The 21,892-nt window shown below is 62.2% G+C and carries 20 protein-coding genes and 1 pseudogene; 11 read left to right on the forward strand and 10 right to left on the reverse strand.

Going from position 1 to position 21,892, the window contains the following annotated elements; genetic code table 11:
• Window positions 1–2 precede the first annotated feature (2 nt).
• From AAFP29_RS07755 to AAFP29_RS07770, 4 genes and pseudogenes are all read right to left on the reverse strand, one after another.
• Complete coding sequence (locus AAFP29_RS07755; protein ID WP_419216767.1) at window positions 3–1,250, reverse strand: bifunctional MaoC family dehydratase N-terminal/OB-fold nucleic acid binding domain-containing protein; 1,248 nt, start codon at window positions 1,248–1,250, stop codon at window positions 3–5.
• Window positions 1,251–1,263: 13 nt separating this feature from the next.
• Window positions 1,264–2,424: an acyl-CoA dehydrogenase family protein gene (locus AAFP29_RS07760; protein WP_419217239.1), complete on the reverse strand. Its 1,161-nt coding sequence runs from the start codon at window positions 2,422–2,424 to the stop codon at window positions 1,264–1,266.
• A 114-nt stretch (window positions 2,425–2,538) separates the two neighbouring features.
• Window positions 2,539–3,255 (reverse strand): annotated as a pseudogene (locus AAFP29_RS07765) (acyl-CoA dehydrogenase family protein); the annotation flags it as partial.
• A gap of 277 nt (window positions 3,256–3,532) precedes the next feature.
• Complete coding sequence (locus tag AAFP29_RS07770) at window positions 3,533–5,725, reverse strand: acyl-CoA dehydrogenase family protein (RefSeq protein ID WP_419216768.1); 2,193 nt, start codon at window positions 5,723–5,725, stop codon at window positions 3,533–3,535.
• A gap of 164 nt (window positions 5,726–5,889) precedes the next feature.
• Here AAFP29_RS07770 and kstR point away from each other — a divergent pair, with 164 nt between their 5' ends.
• Complete coding sequence (gene kstR, locus AAFP29_RS07775; protein ID WP_419216769.1) at window positions 5,890–6,561, forward strand: cholesterol catabolism transcriptional regulator KstR; 672 nt, start codon at window positions 5,890–5,892, stop codon at window positions 6,559–6,561.
• 8 nt (window positions 6,562–6,569) lie between these two features.
• Here kstR and AAFP29_RS07780 read toward each other — a convergent pair whose 3' ends face one another.
• Complete coding sequence (locus AAFP29_RS07780; protein WP_419217240.1) at window positions 6,570–7,643, reverse strand: alpha/beta hydrolase; 1,074 nt, start codon at window positions 7,641–7,643, stop codon at window positions 6,570–6,572.
• A 254-nt stretch (window positions 7,644–7,897) separates the two neighbouring features.
• Here AAFP29_RS07780 and AAFP29_RS07785 point away from each other — a divergent pair, with 254 nt between their 5' ends.
• The 4 genes from AAFP29_RS07785 to AAFP29_RS07800 all read left to right on the forward strand — a co-directional run bounded on the left by AAFP29_RS07785 (window position 7,898) and on the right by AAFP29_RS07800 (window position 12,573).
• Window positions 7,898–9,421: an LVIVD repeat-containing protein gene (locus AAFP29_RS07785; RefSeq protein WP_419217241.1), complete on the forward strand. Its 1,524-nt coding sequence runs from the start codon at window positions 7,898–7,900 to the stop codon at window positions 9,419–9,421.
• Complete coding sequence (locus AAFP29_RS07790) at window positions 9,421–10,083, forward strand: DUF305 domain-containing protein (RefSeq protein WP_419216770.1); 663 nt, start codon at window positions 9,421–9,423, stop codon at window positions 10,081–10,083. The genes AAFP29_RS07785 and AAFP29_RS07790 overlap by 1 nt, the downstream gene beginning before the upstream one ends.
• A gap of 92 nt (window positions 10,084–10,175) precedes the next feature.
• Window positions 10,176–11,129: an oxygenase MpaB family protein gene (locus AAFP29_RS07795; protein ID WP_419216771.1), complete on the forward strand. Its 954-nt coding sequence runs from the start codon at window positions 10,176–10,178 to the stop codon at window positions 11,127–11,129.
• A 16-nt stretch (window positions 11,130–11,145) separates the two neighbouring features.
• Window positions 11,146–12,573 carry an aldehyde dehydrogenase family protein gene (locus AAFP29_RS07800; RefSeq protein ID WP_419216772.1) on the forward strand — a complete coding sequence of 476 codons (1,428 nt, stop codon included), beginning with the start codon at window positions 11,146–11,148 and terminating at the stop codon, window positions 12,571–12,573.
• Window positions 12,574–12,875: 302 nt separating this feature from the next.
• Here AAFP29_RS07800 and bluB read toward each other — a convergent pair whose 3' ends face one another.
• The gene (bluB, locus tag AAFP29_RS07805) at window positions 12,876–13,511 is read right to left on the reverse strand and encodes a 5,6-dimethylbenzimidazole synthase (protein WP_419217242.1); all 636 of its coding nucleotides are present in this window, start codon (window positions 13,509–13,511) and stop codon (window positions 12,876–12,878) included.
• A gap of 107 nt (window positions 13,512–13,618) precedes the next feature.
• Between bluB and AAFP29_RS07810 the strand changes: the two genes are divergently transcribed.
• Window positions 13,619–14,275: an O-methyltransferase gene (locus AAFP29_RS07810; RefSeq protein ID WP_419216773.1), complete on the forward strand. Its 657-nt coding sequence runs from the start codon at window positions 13,619–13,621 to the stop codon at window positions 14,273–14,275.
• Here AAFP29_RS07810 and AAFP29_RS07815 read toward each other — a convergent pair.
• Complete coding sequence (locus tag AAFP29_RS07815) at window positions 14,264–15,199, reverse strand: helix-turn-helix transcriptional regulator (protein ID WP_419216774.1); 936 nt, start codon at window positions 15,197–15,199, stop codon at window positions 14,264–14,266. The genes AAFP29_RS07810 and AAFP29_RS07815 overlap by 12 nt on opposite strands.
• Window positions 15,200–15,313: 114 nt before the next feature.
• Between AAFP29_RS07815 and AAFP29_RS07820 the strand changes: the two genes are divergently transcribed.
• A complete protein-coding gene (locus AAFP29_RS07820; RefSeq protein ID WP_419216775.1) occupies window positions 15,314–15,907 on the forward strand; it encodes a TIGR03086 family metal-binding protein in 594 nt (197 codons plus the stop codon).
• Between the two features lie 72 nt (window positions 15,908–15,979).
• Here the strand turns inward: AAFP29_RS07820 and AAFP29_RS07825 are convergent, their stop codons facing one another.
• Window positions 15,980–16,327: a hypothetical protein gene (locus AAFP29_RS07825; protein WP_419217243.1), complete on the reverse strand. Its 348-nt coding sequence runs from the start codon at window positions 16,325–16,327 to the stop codon at window positions 15,980–15,982.
• A gap of 61 nt (window positions 16,328–16,388) precedes the next feature.
• Here AAFP29_RS07825 and AAFP29_RS07830 point away from each other — a divergent pair, with 61 nt between their 5' ends.
• Complete coding sequence (locus AAFP29_RS07830) at window positions 16,389–16,838, forward strand: DUF5990 family protein (protein ID WP_419216776.1); 450 nt, start codon at window positions 16,389–16,391, stop codon at window positions 16,836–16,838.
• 80 nt (window positions 16,839–16,918) lie between these two features.
• Here AAFP29_RS07830 and AAFP29_RS07835 read toward each other — a convergent pair whose 3' ends face one another.
• A complete protein-coding gene (locus tag AAFP29_RS07835; protein ID WP_419216777.1) occupies window positions 16,919–17,872 on the reverse strand; it encodes a pseudouridine synthase in 954 nt (317 codons plus the stop codon).
• Between the two features lie 9 nt (window positions 17,873–17,881).
• On the reverse strand, window positions 17,882–18,319 hold the full coding sequence (locus AAFP29_RS07840; protein WP_419216778.1) for an SRPBCC family protein: 438 nt from the start codon (window positions 18,317–18,319) through the stop codon (window positions 17,882–17,884).
• A gap of 90 nt (window positions 18,320–18,409) precedes the next feature.
• Between AAFP29_RS07840 and AAFP29_RS07845 the strand changes: the two genes are divergently transcribed.
• The 3 genes from AAFP29_RS07845 to AAFP29_RS07855 all read left to right on the forward strand — a co-directional run bounded on the left by AAFP29_RS07845 (window position 18,410) and on the right by AAFP29_RS07855 (window position 21,891).
• Window positions 18,410–19,807 carry an FAD-binding oxidoreductase gene (locus tag AAFP29_RS07845; RefSeq protein ID WP_419217244.1) on the forward strand — a complete coding sequence of 466 codons (1,398 nt, stop codon included), beginning with the start codon at window positions 18,410–18,412 and terminating at the stop codon, window positions 19,805–19,807.
• Window positions 19,804–21,114: a class I SAM-dependent methyltransferase gene (locus AAFP29_RS07850; protein ID WP_419216779.1), complete on the forward strand. Its 1,311-nt coding sequence runs from the start codon at window positions 19,804–19,806 to the stop codon at window positions 21,112–21,114. The genes AAFP29_RS07845 and AAFP29_RS07850 overlap by 4 nt, the downstream gene beginning before the upstream one ends.
• A 153-nt stretch (window positions 21,115–21,267) precedes the next feature.
• Entirely contained in the window at window positions 21,268–21,891 is a 624-nt protein-coding gene (locus tag AAFP29_RS07855) for a TetR family transcriptional regulator (RefSeq protein ID WP_419216780.1), read from the forward strand.
• The last annotated feature ends 1 nt before the right edge of the window (window position 21,892 follow it).

Here is a 21,892-nt window from a genome sequence, read left to right on the forward strand (position 1 = left end):
CGCTATCCTCCCTCCGATTCTGGCCGCCAGGCGTACAGCGTCCACGGCTGATCGTCGGGATCGTCGGGATCGGCTGGGAAGTCCAGGAATTCGGCCTTGACCCGATCGCCGATCGCCACCGACGCCGGATCAACGCCGCGCAACTGCCCGAGCATGCGAACTCCCTCGTCCAACTCGACCAATGCGACGACGAACGGCAACTCACGTCCCGGCACGCGTGGCGCGTGGTGAACGACAAAGCTGTACACGGTACCCAGTCCGGCCGAAACGATGTAATCGGTTGGCGGATAGACATTGTCGGCACCACGCTCGGTCCACACGGCGGGTACTGGCGGATGCTGGAGTGAGCTGTTCGTGTTGCGTGGTCTCGATACACCCGACTCGGCTAGCGCCTCGCCTGGCACTCGACCAGCGGCGGGGGCCACCGCCTCGCGTGATTGGGTGGTCGAGTGCCGAGGAGCCCTAGCGACGAGGTGTATCGAGACCTCGTGGCCTGAGTCGTCAACGTGCGCGGAGGCAGTTGGCTTGCGCCGTCTCGATTTACCTGACTCGGCTAGCGCCTCGCCTGGCACTCGACCAGCGGCGGGGGCCGGTCGCACCTGGATACGCAGTTCGTGTGCACGCACGCCGTCCCAGAAGAACTGGGTGTCACGCGAGGCGGTCGGGCGGATGAGCTTGCTCGGATCGAGGTCTCGATATGTGTCCGCGGGAACCGCGTCGTCGCCACGACCTTCCGACGGTGGCCGGAATTTGAGGATGCGGAAACGCATCTCGGCTACCACGTCATCGCCGACCGTCCACACGTTGCGGGTTGTGAAGAACCAGCCCTCGCCCAATGCCGTTTGCTTCGGCCCGACGACGTCGAGCAATTCGGCGGATAAGCTTACTCGCTCGCCCGGCCGGGTGTAGCGGTGATAGGTCGAGTCGCAGTTAGTCGCGACCACCGAAGTAAAGCCCGCGTCGTCGAAAAGCTGTGATGCTGCTCCGAGCGGATCATCTTGTGTCCGTTGGCCATTCAGGCCGCGCATCGTCCACACCTGCGCCATCGCTGGTGGCGCGACGATGCCGTCATGTCCGGCCGCACGTGCCGCTGCGTCATCGGAATAGATGGGATTAGCGTCACCCATCGCCTCGACCCAGTTATTGATCATCGGTCGATTGATCGGGTCACGTCCGGCAACCGGTTCACTCATCCCCGCGGACTTGATCTTCTCCGCGGCAGCGACGATTTGTTCAGTCTGCCTACTCACCACTGCACCTCCCCTACCGTTTAGCTCGCGGCAGGCCGAGCCCGGCTGTCGCGATCATGTCTCGCATCACTTCGTTGACGCCGCCTCCGAAGGTGATCACGACGTTGCGTTTCTGCTGGGCATCAAGCCAGCTCGCCAACTCCGCGGTCTGCGGGTCGGTGTAGTCGCCGAAGCGGCCGACAATCTCGTCAATCATCCGGCCGATCACTTGAATCCGTTCGGTGGCAAAGACTTTCGTCGCCGCGGCGTCAGCCATCGAGATGGCCTCGCCGGTTGCGGCAACCTGCCAGTTGAGCAACTCGTTGATACGCGCGTAGGCATCGATCTGTGCCAGTACCCGCCTGACATCGGCGTGTTCGGCGATTGGCGTGCCATCCGCACCGGACCGTTGAGCCCAGTCGCCCACACGCCGAGCCAATCCTTCGATCCGCCCGGAAGGCCCCAACATCACCCGCTCGTGGTTGAGCTGGGTGGTGATTAGTTGCCAGCCGCCCCCCTCATCGCCCACGCGCATGCCGACCGGCACTTTGACATCGTTGTAGTAGGTCGCGTTCACGTGATGCGCACCGTCGGCAGTGATGATCGGCGTCCAACTGAAGCCGGGATCGGTGGTGTCGACAATCAGGATCGAGATGCCCTTGTGTTTTGGGGCGTCTTTATCGGTGCGGACGGCCAGCCAGATGTAGTCTGCGTCGTGTCCGCCGGTGGTGAAGATCTTCTGCCCGTTGACAATATAGTGATCACCGTCAAGAACGGCCGAGGTGGTGAGTGACGCCAGATCAGTGCCGGCCTCCGGTTCGGTGTACCCGATGGCGAAATGTACCTCGCCAGCCAGAATCGACGGCAGGAACTTTCGTTTCTGTTCCTCGGTACCGTATGCCTGCAGAGTCGGCCCTACAGTCTGCAACGTCACCGCGGGCAGCGGCACATCGGCCCGAACCGCCTCGTTGGTAAATATCTGTTGTTCGATGTCGCCAAATCCCTTGCCGCCGAATTCTTTCGGCCATCCGACGCCAAGCCATCCATCTCGGCCCATCTGCGCGATTACCTTGCGATAGGTCTCGCCATGACGTTCGGTAAGCATCGTTTCGGCGTCTTGCGGGCTGATCAGGTCGGCAAAGTACTCGCGCAGCTGAGCTTTAAGCGCTCGCTGGTCGTCGGTGAGATCAATCAATTGCGTGGTATCGGTGTGCGCTATTTCGCCAGCGATAGGAGCCGACGCTAATGCATCAGCCAAATCATCAAGTGTCGCAACAGATCCGCCGACCAGACGGGCCAGATCCTTGGCTATTGAGTAGTAGCGGTGCAGCGGGTAGGTGATATCCACCCCAACCCCACCGTGCAGATGCGTCATGGTCCGCAAAGTCGCGGGAATCTCCGCCGCGAGCCAGTACGCTCCGATCGCCAAGTCGATTCCGGCATCGAGTCCCTCGGTCAGCCGCCAGGCCGCCGCCGTGGTGGCGAGGGTCATCGACCGCCCGACCACGTAGATGTCGGCGAGTTGTTGACTCACCGCCTGGAAGAGCGCGATCGGCTTGCCGAACTGGTTACGTTCACTGACGTGGTCGGCTGTCAGCCGAGTGGCACCGGCGACCAGTCCGTCGGCGTATCCGGCGAGAACCAGGCGATAGGCATCGCGCAATACCGAAGCATCAATGTCGAGCGGGGCACCGACGACGTCGTCGAAGTTGACGGCGTATTCACCCCAACCGCTCGAAGTGAAGGTGCGTGACAGCGATATCCCCGTCGCCGACGGATCTACCGCGTACACCTCGTCATCAGATGCAACCAGCAACACCGCCGCACCCTCGGCGTGCAGTGCCCCCGACGCCGACCCGGACAACCGACCGCCGGCAACAGTCACCGCGCCAGTCGCGGCAACCGAACCCCAACCGTCGACCAGGGCTGATTGCCACTTCGCCGCAACCTCGGCCGGGGTTCTCCGCAGAACGAGTTGTGCCGCGACCGTTCCCAATGCGGGCGTGACCGCGGCACCGCGTCCCATTCGCCGCAACAGCGGCAATAGTCCGGCGGCGCCGACGTCGTCGCCGCCGGCGGACGCCGGCAAAGCGAGCGCGAGAACGCCGGACTCGCGCAGTGCGGCCCATGCCACCTGGTCGAATCCGGGAGCGTCGGCGAACTTGTCCGACCATTCGGGCGCGAGACGTCCGAACACATCATCCGCCACTTCGGCCACCGCCGCCGCCGTCGCGTCCAGGGCGAAATCCACCGCGCCTCCTCAATAAAGTAGAACCTGTTCTAGTTGTATCAGAAAGCGGCGGTCAGCCGCGAGGCAAGCCCAGAATGCGTTCAGCCGCAGCGGTTTTCAGAATCTGCGTCGTACCACCCGCGATCGACAAGCACCGGTTGAGCAGAAACGCGTCCGAGGCCCCGGACGCTGCGATACCCCCGACACCAAGCAATCGCAGCGCGAAATCCGGGACCGCCTGACGATGAGTAACGCCGATCAGCTTGCGGACACTCGAGACCGACCCCGGATCACTGCCGGTTAGCCGCTGAGTCACTGCCCGCGCGTCCAGGGCCCGACCATTATGTGCCTCGGCGACCAGCGCGCCGAGTTCGGCGAACCGACCGTCGGTTAGAACCTTGTCGACATCGGCGATCTGGCGCAGTAGGGCATCCATCTCCTTGCCAAGACCGGACCCGCCCATAGCGACCCGCTCGTTCGCGAGCGTGGTTCGGGCCAGCCGCCAGCCGTCGTTGACCTCGCCGACTACACAGTCGCCGGGAACGAATACGCCGTCGAGAAAGACTTCGTTGAACAATGCACGCCCAGTCAGTTCGCGCAGCGGCCGAATATCGAGGCCCGCCGAGGCCATATCGACCAGAAAATACGTGATCCCCTTGTGCTTAGGGCTGGTTTGATCGGTTCGCGCCAGACATACCGCCCAGTCCGCGGTATGCGCCGCCGACGTCCAGATCTTCTGCCCGGACAGTTTCCAGCCCGGTTCTCCGTCTGGCCCCTCGGCACGAATTGCCTTGGTGCGCAACGATGCGAGATCCGAACCGGCTTCCGGCTCGGAGAACAGCTGACACCATGCGATATTCCCGGCGAGGGTGTCGGCGACGAACCGATCGCGCTGGGCTTCGGTGCCATGCTCCAGGATGGTCGGAATCGCCCAGCCCGCGATGACGAGGTCGGGGCGCACCACCCCGGCGCGATCCAGTTCGATATCGATGAGCAGCTGCATCGCGGGATCGGCGCCCAGCCCATAGGGCGCGGGCCAGTGGGGAGCCAGATAACCGGTGTCCGCGAGCGCCTTTCGCCGATCGCTCGGGTCCTCGGCCGCCGCGATGCCGGCGACGATCGCCCGAACCTGCTCCCGTTGGGATTCGACCGCCGACAGATCGATCGCGAACCGGCGCCGTTCACCGTCGGTTGCCATGCGCCCCAACTCGATCCGCTCGCGTCCGGCACCATCGAGCATCGAACGAGCCGCTAGTGCCGAACGTAAGTAGAGGTGCGCGTCATGCTCGAAGGTGAATCCGATACCGCCGAGGACTTGAATACAGTCCCGTGCGTTGGCCAGCGGAAGGTCGGCGACGAGGACGGCTGCCGCGAGGCTCGCCAGATTCCATTGCCGCGCCGCCTGTTCGTCACCAGCCAGTAGATCCTCGACAGCATTACTCTGATCCCACGCTGCGGCCGCGAGTTGCTCACTGCGGCAAAGCATTTCAGCGCAAATATGTTTGATGGCCTGGAATGATCCGATCGGCGCACCGAACTGAGTGCGCACTTTCGCATACTCGACAGCGGTATCCAGAGTCCACCGGGCGACGCCGCTTTGATACGCCGTGAGGGCCGTCGCGAGCGCCGCACCCGCGACGTCGGGTAGCTGAATGAGATCGGCATCGGACAGGCCGGAGATTGAGATACGCGAAAGCGAGGTGGTGCCGTCGAGTGGTTCGACGGCCTGCGCGTCACGCACCCCGACGTCGGGCGGGAGCACAGCCCATCGAACCCCCGTAGGACGAGAGACGGCGATAAGCAGCGCGACGGTATCGAGGTAGCCGGGTACCAATCCGAGGTCGACGTCGACACCCACGCCGAGTTCGATGGCGGTCCGAGAAGAACGGTAATGATCGGCGGGCACCGCGACTGCCATTTCACCGGCGATGATCCGTTCGGTCAGCGCCGACGCGCGTTCGTCGTCGGCCAGACCGAGTCCGATAGCCGCCGCGACCGTCGGCGCTATCGGCCCGGGCACGATGCGGCGGCCACATTCTTCAATCATCGCAGCGGTATCAGCGAACCGAGCTCCGAATCCACCCGCGTTCTCCGAGACGGATGCACCGAATAGTCCCAGCTCGGCGAGTTCAGGCCAGAGTTCCTGCCAGGAGTCGCTAGGTTTGTCAATATCGCCACGAACCTTGGTGGCGGTAGCGGAGCGCGCCGCCCACGATGCGATGGCGTCACAGACCGCGATTTGCTCGGCTGACGTGGCGATTGTCACGGGTTTTTCCTGCAATTCTTCTTGTGGGCGGCAACTAGAACCTGTTCTAATATGACATGAGAGTGCAGCAATGCCTAGCGGCGGCTTAAACTCTCAGAACTATCAAGTATTCAGATACCGATGGTTTGCCGACGTAAACCACACGTGAGTTAGGACCTCGACACATGGCACGTTCCGCAGCCGCCTCCGGCATCGACGAGGGCAGCGCCCCCGCGACGGACTCGGCGTCGACGGGCGCCGAAGTCGGATCCAGCGCTCAGCGCGAACGTCGACGTCGCATCCTGGATTCGACGCTGGCGCTGGCCTCCAAGGGCGGTTACGACGCCGTTCAGATGCGAACAGTTGCCGAAAAGGCAGACGTCGCAGTCGGCACTCTTTACCGCTACTTCCCGTCCAAAGTGCATTTGCTGGTGACCGCGTTGGCTCGTGAATTCGAGCGCGTGGAGACTCGGGTCGATCGGGCTCAGCTGCCCGGCGATACCGCGGTCGAACGCCTCGGGCACGTGCTGGACATGATTACCTTTGCGATGCAGCGCGACCCCCTGCTCACCGAGGCGATGACCCGCGCATTCATGTTCGCCGACGCGTCAGCGGCCGCCGAAGTGGAGAAGGTCGCTACGATCATCGACCACCTATTCGCCGGAGCGATGGTCGAAGTCGGCGAACAGGCGAGCGACGAAGACCTCGCCATCGCGCGCGTCATCTCCGATGTCTGGATGTCGAATCTGGTTCAGTGGCTGACCCGCCGCGCTTCGGCCACCGACGTCGCGAACCGACTGCAATTGACAATCCAATTGCTATTGGAAGGCCGGCCGCATCGAGACGCCGCCAAGTAGGTCCTGCCCTATCGCAGGTCGGCTTCGAGCTTCGGCCAGGTGTTGTGCAAGTCGGACTCCCAATATGCCCACGAGTGATTTCCGTTGGGGCGGAAGGTAGTTTGCACCGGCACACCGACGGCCTTGAATTTCTGGGTCAGTTCTCGCGTGCACAGGTTGACGGCGGCTTCGATACCGCCGCCTACCAGGATCTGATTGGCGAGTGTTACCGGATCACCGTTCACCAGTGGCGAGTTGAGAGTGTCATAAACTCCGGGCAGACCTGACCCGGCCGTCATATAGACCTTCATGCCGCGCAATCGCGAGGCGTTCAAATATGGATCGTTGGCAACCCAATCCTGCGATCCGGGCGGACCCCACATGTTGTTGATATCGCCGCGTCCCCGATCCGCGACGACCATGCGGATATATGCCTGCCCCAACGGATCACTTGTTCGCGCGCAACCGCTGAAGGCAGCGACGGAACGGTATAACTTCGGTGCCGCCACGGCCAGGTTCATCACAGAAGTGCCAGCCATTGAGATGCCAGCGATCGAATTCGTCTTGGTCGTGTTGAATTGCGCATCGATCAGCGGGGGCAATTCCTTGGTCAAGAAGGTCTGCCATTTGTTGCGACCGAGTACCGGATCGTCTTTCCGCCAGTCGGTGTAGTACGAGAAGGCGCCACCGACCGGCGTCACCACATTCACGTGTTTGTCGGCGAAGAATTTCACGTAGTCGGTCTTGGCGGCCCATGTCGCGGTGTCCTCGCCACCGCCGGCGCCGTTGAGGAGATACAGCGTCGGTGCGGGCTTGGACGTGTCTTTCGGACGCAGAACCGTGACCGGGATGACTTTGTCCATCGCGCCCGAATAGACCAGCACGGTGACCTGCTGCTTCGTCGTCGCAACCACCGTCTGAATCTTCGACGCTTTAACCTTCTGATCTGACGCCGCTGGGGTGTTCGACGGCGTCGCCGACGTGGTCGGTGATGTCGTCGGCTCTCCCGTCTCGGGTTCGGCAGCAGCCGGTGCGATGATCGAGGTTGCGATTGCCGCGGCCACCAGCGCCGATCCCAGCGTAGACAGCGTTCGCCTGCCCATTCGACGAATAGTCACAGCAGCCTCTTTCATCACTTGAATCACATTAGTAACATTTAGAGGCTAGCCGCCATTCTGACTTTGCCGCTAATCCAGACGGGCAATGTTAGGCAGTTGTGACCGCGCGTATGCCGTAGGTCACTTGGAACGGCTTCGGCCAAACGTCCCACACCACGGCTGTTCCCCCGGTAGCCTCCAACTCGGCTTCTTCACAGAACGAGGTTATCCGGATGCCCCTAGTCTCCAGAGTGAGCACCATGTCCCGCGGATTCGTCGTCGCCGCGACGGTAGTCGCCGCAACACTCGGGGTTGGTACCGCAGGCGCCGCCAACCACTACTTCCCGTATATCTCCGAAACGGCGGCCGCGCGCGCACAGTGCGGGCCGGACGACCTCACCGAGCGGGGCATCCAGGGCAATGTGAGCGCGGAGGATCGTAACTCCGGCCGCAGCCGACAGGGGTACAACTGCAATATGGCTCGGCTTGGCGGCGTTCGCGGCGCTGGCGGCGGCATCGTGTCGGTCACGAGTGACCACTGCAGTTATACGTCGAGCCTGTTTCCATCCAGTGCGATCGCGAAGCAGCCCGGCGTTCAGATCGTTGATGCCCGAAACCCACGCAAGCCCAGGGTCGTCGGCTCCCTCACCACTCCCGCGATGGTCGGCGGTACCTGGGAGTCGTTGAAGGTCAACCACAAACGCAAACTGCTCGCCGCGACATCCGTGCCATTCCTCTGGGGAGGCGGCTTCTTTTCCGTATACGACATCTCCGACTGCGCCCATCCCAAACTCCTCAACAAAGGCGCGGGTACCGCCTGGCCGCTCCCGTTCACGTCACATGAGGGTGGCTTCTCACCCGACGGCCGCACCTACTGGGCGTCGGGCGTGTATCCGGGTCACCTAAGCGCTATCGACATCTCGAATCCGGCCAAACCGAGCGTGATCTGGCAGGGTTTACACAGCTTCCTCGGCCACGGCTTTGGCATCAGTCCGGACGGCAACCACATGTTCCTGTCGAATATGGCCGGCATCACGGTCCTCGATATCAGCGCGATCCAACGTCGTGCGCCGTACCCGCAGGTTCCTCACGTCGCCGCATACCTCTGGCCCGACGGCCAGTTGAACCAACACAGCATCCCGGTCACCTACCAGGGTCGCCGACATCTGTTCAGCCTCGACGAAGCCGGTTCGGGCGGAGTGAAAGTCTTTGACATTCACAAACTGAACAAGCCGAAGCTGATCACGTCGATCAAGCTGGAGATCAACCTTCCGAAGAATCAGGACACCCTGGTTCGATCGAGTTCGGGTGGCTCTCTATTCGGGAGTAACCCACACTATTGCTCGGTGGATCGACCCAATGATCCGACTGCTCTTGCCTGTTCGTGGGAATCGTCCGGCATTCGGGTCTTCGATATACGAAACTTGAACAAAATACGGGAGATCGGTTACTACAACCCGCCAGCGCAAAAGAATTCCACGATTACCCAGTTACCCAACTCGCCACATGTGCTCGGGTCGATCATCGGTATGCCGGTGCTCGAGTTCTTGAGTCTTGGCATGTCGATGGCAAACGGCAAGGTATCCGTTCCGGAGCTGGTCGGGCCGCGCAGCGGCATGATCGCGGGCGGCGATATGGCGACCGACTGGTGTTTCTCACCGCCGGAATTCCACGGAAACCAGATCTGGAGCACGTGTTCGGACGGCGGGTTTATGGCCTTGGAGTTGAGCGGAAAGGTCTACACGCCGCCGGCCGACCAGGCGTCGACGCACGGTTCGGATTGATGACGCTCGAGACGCGTAAACGTTGGTTGTCAGTCGGCGGATTAGCCTGCGCCGCAATGCTTTTACTGGCGATCGGCGCTGCGGTCGGTGTCGCCGTCGAGCATCACCGCGATGCTGCGTCCCGACGTGCGCAGCCGTCAGCGACCGATATCGGCTTCGCGCAGGATATGGCGGCACATCATGATCAGGCGATCTTGATGTCCCGGTCGCTGCCGGGCAGTGCCGACGCCGAGATCCGAAGTGTGGCGCAGCGGATCATTTCGACGCAGACCGCCGAGGTCGCGACCATGCGCGGTTGGTTGACCTGGTTCGGCGAACCGCTGGCTTCAACGGATCCGATGTCGTGGATGCCGTCCCAGCCCGCACACCGCCACAATGTCGGCAACACCGCCGACGAAGTTCCGATGCCCGGCATGGCCAGCGTCACGGAATTGACTAAGCTCGCCGCCAGTACCGGCGGCACCGCATCGATTTTCTTCCTACAGTTGATGATTCGACATCATCGAGGAGGTGTATCGATGGCACAGGCCGCCTTCAACGCACCCGACGCGGCCTCGGCGACCAAACAACTCGCCCTATCGATGATCGGAGATCAGGGCGACGAGATCGGCCAAATGACGCTCCTCCTCACCGCACGTGGCGGGCAACCGCTCACACCTTGACATCTGTTCGGCAGTGGGCGATTCTGGCAATCACCTACTTTTGGAAACATATGTTGTCAGATTGCCAGGAGCTTAATCCAATGACCTGTCCGATGTCGCCGCCCACCGCCCCGACGACCGTGGCCACAATCGTCGACGACACCGAAGTCATTGTGCCGCCCGATTCACTGACCGCCGAAATGGTCGGGCACTGGACTTACCTGGTGCTCGAAGGCGCAGCCTTCCTGATGCAGGGCATGCACCCGGTTATCGGCGAGGTTGTCGAAAAGTACTCAGCCGCCTACACCGACCCGGGCGGTCGAGCCATCCGCTCGGTAGATTCGGTCCTGCGCTGGACCTACGGCGGCCTGGAAGCCGTGAAAGAAGGAGATCGGGTCCGGTCCATGCATGAGCCGCTGACTATGCGCAGCGCAGAAACCGGGAAGCAGATCAGTGCGCTCAATCCGCAGGCGTACCAATGGGTGATCGCCACGGCCTACATCACCACCATCAAAGCCGGTCCACTACTCATCGGCCGTGAATTCACCCGGGCCGAACGTGCAGAACTCTTGCGCGATAATCGTCGCCTCGCCCGCCTTCTACATGTCCCGATGAAGGGGTATCCGGCGTCGGATAGCGAATTTGACGTCTATTTCGACCAGATGATCGCCGAAGTGCTGGTAGCGACGCCGCGCACGCTGGAGTCGATCGAGATCATGCGTACCGGCGAGATTGAAGTGCCCAAGAAGATTCCGCCGTTCGCGCGCGGACTCTATCGCGCCGCGGCAAAGCCGGGCCTGTCGTTTACCTATCTATCGATCGCCGGACTCCTCGATCCGCGATTGCGAACCATGATCGGTATCGAGTGGACTGCGGCGGAACAGCGTCGGCTCGAACGCATTTATGCCATCATCCGAAGTGCGTATCGGGTGCTTCCAGAACGACTCACCTACTTCCCCCTGGCCTATCACGCGCGCAAGCACCACCGGTGCATCGAGAAGATGCGCAAGCGCGAAGAGAAGTCCTGGGCCTACCGGGTGCGCCCGAAACAACCTCTGCACCACTAGAAGGAATGAGCACGAAATGCCCGACATCACCAAGTTCTACATCGACGGACAGTGGGTCGATCCGGTCGGTGAATTGAATCTCCTCGACGTCATCAATCCGGCAACCGAGAAGGCCGCCGGTCAGGTGGCGCTGGGTACCAGCGCCGACGTCGACGCCGCGGTCGCAGCCGCGCGCCGCGCCTTCGACTCATGGTCGCAGACCAGCGTCGACGATCGAATCGCGTTGCTGGGGGCCATCATTGCCGAGTACCAGAATCGGTTCGCCGACCTCGCCGCTGCCGTCACCGAAGAAATGGGAGCCCCGACCGGATTGGCAAACGCCGCTCAGGTTCCGATTGGTCTCGCACATTTGGCCACAGCCGCCGAATCGCTGAAGACCTTCTCATTCGCCGAAGATCGCGGGTCGTCGCGCATCGTCAAGGAACCAATCGGCGTATGCGGCTTCATCACGCCGTGGAATTGGCCGCTCAATCAAGTCATGTGCAAGGTCGCGCCGGCCATCGCCACCGGCTGCACGATGGTCCTCAAGCCGTCGGAGGTCGCGCCGTTCTCGGCTGCCATCGTCGCCGAAATCTTCGACGCCGCAGGAGTTCCCGCCGGCGTCTTCAATCTGGTTAACGGTGACGGACCCGGCGTCGGGTCGGCATTGGCCGCGCACCCCGACATCGATCTGATCTCGTTCACCGGATCGACGCGGGCCGGCATCGAAGTCGCCAAGAACGCCGCTCCCACCGTCAAGCGAGTTGCCCAGGAACTCGGCGGCAAGAGTCCCAATATCCTGCTCGACGACGCGTCGCTCACCGCCAACGTCGCGGCCGGGGTCTCCTCGATGATGGTCAACTCCGGCCAATCATGTAACGCACCTAGCCGAATGCTTGTGCCCAACAGTCGAATCGACGAAGTGACCGCAGCAGTTGCGGAGGCCGCCAAGTCCATCACCGTCGGTGATCCGTCCACCCAGGTGTTTCTCGGACCGGTGGTTTCCGAACCTCAGTTCGCCAAAATCCAGGGTCTGATCGAACGGGCCATCGCTGACGGCGCGACTGCCGTCGTCGGCGGCGCCGGACGCCCCGACGGACTCGAAACCGGCTACTACGTGCAGCCGACGGTCTTCACCGGCGTCACCAACGATATGGAGATCGCCCGCACCGAGGTCTTCGGCCCCGTCCTCGTGGTGATCGGCTACGACTCGGTCGACGAGGCAATCGCCATCGGCAACGACACGGAATACGGTCTGGCCGGCTATGTTTCAGGCGAGGATGTCGAAGAGGTCCGACGCATCGGGTCGAAGTTGCGCGCCGGTTCCATTTCTCTCAACTCCGCACCGGTAGATCCGCTGGCCCCGTTCGGCGGCTACAAGCGAAGCGGAAACGGCCGCGAATGGAGCGACTACGCGTTCAACGAATTCCTGGAAGTGAAGTCTCTGCTGGGCTTCGGATCTTAGGAAGCAGCCTCGCACAGCAGCCTCGCACAACCTTGGCTGGCCGAGTACGCCCGACGAGCGCAGCGAGACGTGCCACCTTGGCTGGTCGAGTACGCCCGACGAGCGCAGCGAGACGTGCGTGTATCGAGACCCGCAACCCGAAGGCCATTGCGCAGCAACAGCACTGACGAACGGTGGTCTCGATACACCCGACTCGGCTAGCGCCTCGCCGGGCACTCGACCAACGGCGGAGGCAAGTCGAGTACACCCGACGAGCGCAGCGAGACGCGCGGGTATCGAGACCCCACAACCCGAAATACCGACTACACCGACGTCGCCCGCCCGCCATGAACATCCCGATGAATCGCATCGGCGATCGGCCGTCCCGACCTCCAGCCGTATCGCTCGAGGTCGGGAATGGTCTGCAATTGCTCAATTGGTCCGACGCACAACCAGGCGATCGGCACGACTCCCTCGGGCGCGCTGATGAAGTCGGTGAGCACGTCACGGTCGTAGAACGACACCCACCCGACGCCGATCCCTTCAGCAGTCGCGGCGAGCCATAAGTTCTGGATGGCCAAAGCCGCGGAGAAGACGCCGACCTCCGGGATACTCGCACGACCCAAGACATGGGTGCCGCCACGCGAATGGTCGTAGGTCACCACAATCCCTGTTCCACTCTCCCGAACACCTTCGATCGCAATCGGATCAAAGGTCGTGGCGCGTTCTGGAGGCAGACTGTCGGCGAACTCCTGACGCTTATCCGCCACATGCGCCGCGAACTTAGCAAGCCGGGCGGGATCTTGCACCACCACGAAATCCCAGGGTTGCGTGTTGCCGACGCTCGGTGCGTGATGAGCGGCCTGAAGTATCCGGTCCAGGACGTCATCATCGATGATCTTCCCGCTGTACTCTGCTCGCACATCGCGACGAGTACGAATGGCTTCGTATACCGGCATGCTCGGCTCTGACGACGCAGACGGGGCAGCAAGCTGATCGGTGGACATCGGTCCATCATGTCAGCGACACACAGTGAACTCGCAGCGGCCGGGACTAGCCTGGCGTCATGACCTCAACCCTGGACTCCGCCCCCATCGCACCGCTCATCGCCGACCTTTACGCGAAGGCCGATGCTAGTCACCTCCACGTCAAATCGGGAGCGACACCGCTCGGCGACCGTGATGCGAGCGTCCAAGAACGCGCCGACGCCGCCGAAGACAGGTACCTGCCGATTGATCCGGGTACTGGCCGACTCCTCTACTCGCTGATCCGCGCAGCGCGGCCGGAGACCGTCGTCGAATTCGGGACGTCATACGGGATTTCAACGCTACATCTCGCAGCCGCGGTGCGCGACAACGGTATTGGGCATATCTACACCACCGAGGCGAATGCGAAGAAGATCGCCTCGGCCCGCGCGACTTTCGCGCAAGCCGGTGTCGATGACATCATTACGGTGCTCGAAGGTGATGCGCTGCGCACGCTGACAGCGGTAACCGATCCGATCGGTTTCGTCTTACTCGATGGATGGAAGGATCTCTACCTGCCTTTGATCAAACTCCTTGAACCGCAGCTGATTCCGGGCGCTCTGGTCGCGGCCGACAATGCCGATAGTTCGGGCGCACGCGATTATTTGGATCGCGTTAGGGACTCGGCGAACGGATACACCAGCTTCAACTTTCCGGCCAAGGAACGCGACAGTATGGAACTCAGTTCACGGAACTGACTCGTAGCGAGCGGACATGGCGCGGACGCGGCGGATGATCTCGTCGCGCACATCGATCGGCTCGATTACCCGCACAGCTTCAGCCAAGCGCCACAAGACGTTTGCCGCATGCCGCCGATCGGAGAACTCGACCACCAGCCGAATGCCACCGTTGTCGGCGGGCGCACTGCTGCGCACCTTAGCCATCTGCGCCAAGGCGATTCGTGCTTGATCGTCGGCTTCGACCACTACATCGAGAAATTCGAACTGCGCCCGAAATGACCGGCGACTCTCCGTCCAGATCGCGTCCAGATCAACCGCGTCCGGCCGATCGGCTGGTTCAGCAAGCACAGTGACGTCACTACATCGCGACACTCTGAATATCCGTTGACTCCCTTGTGAATTCGCGACCAGATACCAGGCACTGTCGGCGGCGATGAGGCCAATCGGATCGAGTGTCCGTGGTTTGGGCTCGCCGTCGAATCTGCGGTAGATCAAAGCGAGGCGGCGGCCAGCGAGCACACCCTCCTGGATTGGTCCAAGTACCGACATCGGCGTCGCCTCACCCAGATACCCCTTCGGGCTGATCAGAATACGTTGCGCAGCAAGCGCTGCCTGCTCGCGTTGTCGCTCGGGCAGTGCGACCGCGATCTTGCGCATCGCGCTCGCGAACTCCGTCGGCGCCAACCGGCCCGCACCAGCGAGCAGGGCAGTCGCCTCGTCAATCGACAATGTCGAGAGATCGGCTCGGAACCCCGGCAGCAGCGCGAAGCCGCCGTTACGCCCCCGCTCGGCATATACCGGAATACCCGAGACCGACAGCGAGTCGATGTCGCGCATGACAGTGCGCTCGGACACCGCCAACTCCTCGGCGATCTGGCTTGCCGTCATCCGGCCACGCAGACGCAACAATGCGACGAGTGATAGCAGCCGATCAGTTCGCATCGGGAGGGCCTCACTTTCTCGGTCGAGAAAAGGTTTTCGTTAAATCATGACAGAATCTGACAGGTATAAGCGGTCAACTGATCTCGCAACCATCAGCCCACTTCAGGAGATGCCATGACCGCGCCGACTCAACTCTCAACCGACCCCCGACCGCTCTACCGGGCGGCCACCGACTGGGTCACCGAGCTACTCGCGGGTGTCGACAACGCCCAACTCCACGATCCGACCCCCTGTACCGAATTCGACGTCGAAACGCTCAGCCGCCACCTAGTCGCCACGGTCACTCGCGCCGCCGTCGTCGGCGAGGGCGGCGACTTCTCGACGGTGCCGGTGTTGGCCGACGCCCACGACGTCGATGCGTACGCCGCTGCTACTGACCGGGCAACCCGCGCTTGGCTCGACGACGACCGGCTGACCGCACTGGTCACCGTGCCGTGGGGCCAGGTCCCCGGCGCGGGTGCGCTGTGGGGTTACCTCAACGAAGCGCTGGTACACGGATGGGACCTGGCAGTGGCAACCGGTCAGCCGGCCGAGGCCGACGAGAATCTCGTGGCCCCAACCTTGTCGGCCGTGAAAGGCTTTCTGCCAGAACATATCCGAGACAGTGACGAAGTGCCGTTCGGAGCGGTCGTCCCGCCCCGGCCCGGCGCGGGACTGACTGAACAGCTTGCGAATTGGTCAGGTCGAGCGGTTTTCGACCGGAGTTGAGCCGAGGCCAACGCCACGTCCGCGGGCACCGGTGCGGCACCAACCCGTGCCGCACTCGCGGGCGTCGCGCCCTCAGCCGATCAATCGGTCGACATGCTTGGCGAGCTGATCGATCGTCGAACCGCCGGCTGGGACGACGTCAAAGGACAGCACCTCGTCATCGAAGAGTGCAGCAGCTCGCTTGGTCAGCGCGAACTCGAACCGGTCGCCGACCCGCCGCCACTGAACAATGCCCCCGTAGACGGGAGCACTCGCGCCGGTGGTGACGCAGTATCGGTTGGGACGATGCCCATCCGCGTCGCGCAGTGGGCTCGGCAGATCGCGCTGGATCTGAAAACAGCCATCCGAGTCCTCGTCGAGGAAGACGAGTGCTTCACATCCCAGATCGGGATGACGTTCGTGCGATACGCGAATTGCCACACCAGACAGACTAGTCATGCGACTAACGTGAGGGCAGATCGGAAACTCCCGGAGGCCCAGCGTGCAGATCACGATCATCGGAACAGACCTGCCGGGCCTACACTGCCCCCCGGGAGACAACTTCCCCGGCTACCGCAACGTTCACGTCGGGGTTCAGCGCCGTGGGCGCGCCGACGAACTCCTCGGCGTCCAACCGGCCGACGCCGCGTCGAGCATCTGGACTCTGCACTGCAAGGTCACCGGCACCGACATCGCCGACCTACTCGGACCACATATTCAAGGGCCACCCGGCGGCCGGTTCATCTATCTCAACTGGGGCAGTCTCAGCTCCGACGGCGGATTCGAGATGTTTCGCCGCGCCAAACTGATGCTCAGCGATATCGCACCCGGAGTCTTCGCCGATGCGTTGCGGTCACAACGCCTTACCGCCAAGCTTGCGCTGACCGACCCAAGCGGTCAACCCCTATGCGCGCGGGTAAAGCCTGATCGAATCACCTGGACTGCGGGCTAGAGGACGTCGTCGATCGGCCTAATCAACTTCTGCCGCAGTAGGTTTCGACAAGCACCCGCACGCCCTAGCTCGGGCGCGGGCTACCGGCCCGGATCCGACGTCAGGTCCCGCGCGCTCACGAATTCACGTCGCCTTCCGCTTAGCGGATCGTCGAAGGTCAGCGATGCCGCGAGTAGTCGCAACGGTTGCGAGAAGTCGCCTCGATCGGGTAGCTCCGCTATCTCCGGCCGCACGACTGGATAGAGCGGATCGCCCTCGATCGGAACTCCCAGCCCAGCCATATGTACCCGCAGTTGGTGAGTGCGCCCGGTATGCGGCGCCAATCGGTACAAGCCGCTCCCTGCCGAACTGTCGACCAGCTCGATATCGCTGATCGCGTTGACCTGACCCGCGACGACGCGCGCCCGCAAATCGCCGGCGTCTTTGAGGATGCGATTCTCGATGCGGATGGGGGTGGCAACCGTCGGGTCGACCGTCGCGCGCGCCATGTATGTCTTGCGTGCCGCCCGCGCGGCGAATAGCTCCTGATAGGCCGCCCGTACCCGCGGCCGCGTCGTGAACAGCAGGACCCCCGCGGTGAGCCGATCCAGACGATGCGCCGGCGCGATCTCATCATTTCCGAACATCCGACGCAGACGTACCAGTGCGGTCTGCGTGACATGCCGCCCACGGGGCATCGTCGCGAGAAAATGCGGCTTGTCGATGACCACGATGTTCTCGTCCGAATGCAGAATGTCGAGGTCGAACGGTATCTCAACTTCGTCGGGCAAGTCTCGGTAGAAGTAGACGGCTCGCTGTGGTCTTGACGCCTCGCCCGGGTCGACCCGGCACCCGTCGATGTCGAGAAGTTCGCCGGCATCGAAACGCGCGACTAGATCATCGACACTCAAACCCGCACCGGCGGGCATGGCAAGAATCGACGCACCCACCGTGGCCGCAGCTTCAGAGCCGCTCGGGTCACTACGCAACACCACACGCGTCGCGTCAACGCCATCGCGTGGCGGCAACGGCGACGGTCGACGACGCCGAGCCATCTGCTCCGATCAGCTCTCGAGGCGAGTCTTGAGGTTTCCGAGCAGCGCCGCCTGAATCCTGTTCAGGCCCTTCGGAGCGAAAGTCTTCTCGAAGAAGCCGCCGACGCCGCCCGCGCCTTGCCAGCTGGTCGTGGTGGTCACGGTCGAACCGCTACCGGCCGCCTGCACCGTGTAGGTGGTGACCATCGTGGAATTGGCATCGGTCTCGGTGACCGTCTGGCCCGCCACGCTGATGGTTGCCTTCACATCGCGTGATCGCTTGGAGGTTGCCTGCAGGATCCAGTGGACCTCGGTGCCCGCACCTTGCCCGCCGGTCAACACGCGGTAATCCCGATACTGCTCGGGCAGGATCGCCGGACGCGTCTGGTTGTAATCAGCCAGTGCGGTGATCACGGCATCGGGCGTTGCTGCGATGTCAATGGACTGCGTAGCGGAAACCTGTCCCACGATGGTGCTCCCTTAGTGTTAGACGGTGATCAGTTGGCGGGCGATTGAGATAAGTCCTAGGCTAGCTAAGTGAGTTCTGCGCGTTTGGAGATGGGGTCACAGGCTTTTCGGCAGGGCGTCGACACGTTGCTGTCCAGTTATCGGGCGATACCGTCCGATGGCACTGTCCGCCTGGCGAAAAAGACATCGAATCTATTTCGCAAGCGAGCGAAGAACCCGTATCCCGGGCTCGACGTCTCCGGTCTGGGCCAAGTCATCTCGGTCGATCCCGATGCCAAGACCGCCGACGTCGCCGGAATGTGTACCTACGAGAATCTCGTGGCCGCAACACTTCCCTATGGGTTGGTCCCACTGGTTGTACCTCAGTTGAAGACGATCACCCTGGGTGGCGCGGTCACCGGCTTAGGTATTGAAAGCACGTCATTCCGCAACGGTTTGCCGCACGAGTCGGTACGCGAAATCGAAATCCTCACCGGCGAAGGCGAATTGATCACCGCCGCACCTGACGGCGAGCACTCCGACCTGTTCTACGGGTTCCCGAACTCTTATGGCACGCTTGGCTATTCGGTTCGACTACGAATCGAGCTGGAGCCCGTCAAACCTTTCGTCGAACTTCGCCACGTGCGATTCACTGACTTAACAACGCTGCAAGCCACGATGAGCCGGATCGTCGCGGAAGGCAGCTACGACGGCGAAGTCGTTGAATACCTCGACGGCGTCGTCTTTAGCTCCGACGAGTCCTACCTGACGCTTGGCCGCCAGACCGACGAGCCCGGCCCGGCCAGCAACTACACCGGGATGGGTATCTACTACCGGTCGATTCAGCACGATTCGCGGGTCACCCCCACACGTGACCGGTTAACCATCCATGACTATCTCTGGCGGTGGGACACCGACTGGTTCTGGTGCTCACGGGCGTTCGGCGCGCAGAATCCCAAGATTCGACGATTCTGGCCAAAGAAGTTGCTGCGCAGCAGTTTCTACTGGAAGCTCATCGGCCTGGATCAGCGCTACGACATCGGTGACCGGCTCAACGCGCGGAAAGGGCAACCGCCGGGCGAGCGTGTCGTCCAGGACATCGAAGTCCCCATCGAGCGCTTGACTGATTTCGTCGACTGGTTCCTGCGCGAAATCCCCATCGAGCCGATTTGGTTGTGCCCGTTGAGACTTCGCGATCCCGCACCCGCCGGAGCGGATATGAGCCGCCCATGGCCGCTGTATCCGCTTGAGCCACAGCGCACCTACGTCAACGTCGGGTTCTGGTCAGCCGTCCCCGAAACATCCGGACGGCCCGGTCACGCGAACCGGCTGATCGAACGCGAGGTTGCCGATCTCGACGGACACAAGTCGCTATATTCTGAATCCTTCTATCCCGAAGACGAATTCGACGAGCTTTACGGGGGCGAGCAGCTCCGCCTCCTGAAGAAGCGTTATGACCCCAACAGCCGACTGTTGGACCTCTATGCGAAAGCGGTGAAACGCCAGTGACAACTACCAAAGACAGCAAAGCAGCACGTACCGACAAGATGTCGCTGGCGGAGATCTTCGAGACCCTACTTGGCGGCAAGCTGTCCATCCGTATCACCGCGTACGACGGTTCGTCCGCTGGCCCGGAAGACGCCCAGTACGGCCTGGACCTTAAAACTCCGCGCGGCACAACCTATCTCGTCACCGCCCCCGGTGATCTGGGTCTGGCGCGCGCCTATATCTCGGGCGACCTCGAATTGATCGGCGCCCATCCGGCTGACCCCTACGAGGCCCTGCGGGCTCTCGCGGCCGATTTGAATTTCGCGCGCCCTTCCCCACTGGAACTGGCGCAGATCGCACGTTCACTCGGCATCGAACATTTCAAACCGATTGCCCCGCCTCCCCAGGAGGCACTTCCCCGCTGGCGCCGATTCGCAGAAGGGTTCCGGCACAGCCGAACTCGCGACGCCGAGGTGATCCACCACCACTATGACGTCTCTAATACCTTCTACGAGTGGGTCCTCGGCCCATCGATGACCTACACCTGCGCGGTATACCCGAACCTTGACGCGAGCCTGGAAGAGGCGCAGGAGAACAAGTACCGGCTGATCTTCGACAAGCTGCGCCTCAAGCCGGGCGACCGCCTTCTCGATATCGGTTGCGGCTGGGGCAGTATGGTCCGCTACGCCGCGCGCCGGGGCGTACACGTCATCGGAGCCACGCTGTCCGCCGAACAAGCCGAATGGGGGCAGCGCGCCATCGTCGACGAAGGCCTGAGCGAATTCGCCGAGATCCGCCACTGCGACTACCGCGACGTCACCGAGACGGAGTTCGACGCCGTCTCCTCGATCGGCCTCACCGAACATATCGGCGTGCACAACTACCCGGCATATTTCACATTCATCCGCGATCGCTTGCGCGTAGGCGGAATGTTGTTGAACCACTGCATTACTCGCCCCGACAACAACAAGCAGAACCGTGCCGGATCGTTCATCGACCGCTACGTATTCCCTGACGGCGAACTCACCGGCTCGGGCAAGATCATCTCGAAACTCCAAGATATCGGCGGCATGGAAGTGCTGCACGAGGAGAACTTCCGCGAGCACTATGCCTTGACCCTGCGCGACTGGAATAAGAATCTCGTGGACCAATGGGAAGCGGCCGTCGAAGAAGTCGGCGACGGCACCGCGCGGTTGTGGGGTCTGTACATGGCAGGCTGCCGAATTGGCTTTGAACGCAACATAATCCAGCTACACCATGTCCTCGCGACCAAGCTGGACGACAAGGGTGGCAAGGACCTTCCGATGCGGCCTTGGTGGGACGCGTAGCCTAACCGAACGCCACTCGCCCCCAGCGGTCAAGTCACAGGGTCTCGATACACACGCGTCTCGCTGCGCTCGGCGAGCGCACTCGACCAACACTTCACACCCCGTCCGAGGCTCACGCTTGCCGCAATAGATCAGCTGATCTATCTTTAGATCATGCGATCTACACCGACATTCACCGAAAGCGCCCGACGCGAGCAGCTGGTCGACTGTGCCATCGAGGCGATCGCCGAACTCGGGTATGTCAAAGCATCTGTTCGCAAAATCGCCGAGCGGGCCGGTGTCGCGATGAGCGTGGTCCTCTACCACTTCGGCAACAAGGACGAGTTGGTCACCGCCGTCGTCGGCGAGTGCTATCGCTCCCTCGTCGGCGCGATGCACCCCGTGGTCACCGCCGCCGACAGCGCTCACGAACAGCTGGCAGCGCATATTCGATGCCATATCGACTACATCGCGACCCATCGTGACCATCAGTTCGCATTGATGGAGATAGCGAATAACTTTCGGACCAGTGACGGTAGGCGACTGCACGAAGCCGGGCTGCGGATCCCACCGGAACTGCTCGCACAGTTAGCCGAGATCGAGCTGGACGCAATCTTCGCCAATGGCGTCAAGTCCGGCGAATTTCGTTCACTACCAACAGATTCGATGGCTTTGGCGGTCCGCAGCGCGATCGGCGGCGCTCTTCTTCAATCCACCGTGAATCCAGAGTTCGACATCCACGCGTATGGCGAAACGCTGGTCAGCGCATTTTTTCTGGCCAGTGAGCCAACCTCCTAGC

This window comes from Gordonia sp. CPCC 205333 (genome assembly GCF_048537885.1).
In the GTDB taxonomy this organism is placed as follows: domain Bacteria; phylum Actinomycetota; class Actinomycetes; order Mycobacteriales; family Mycobacteriaceae; genus Gordonia.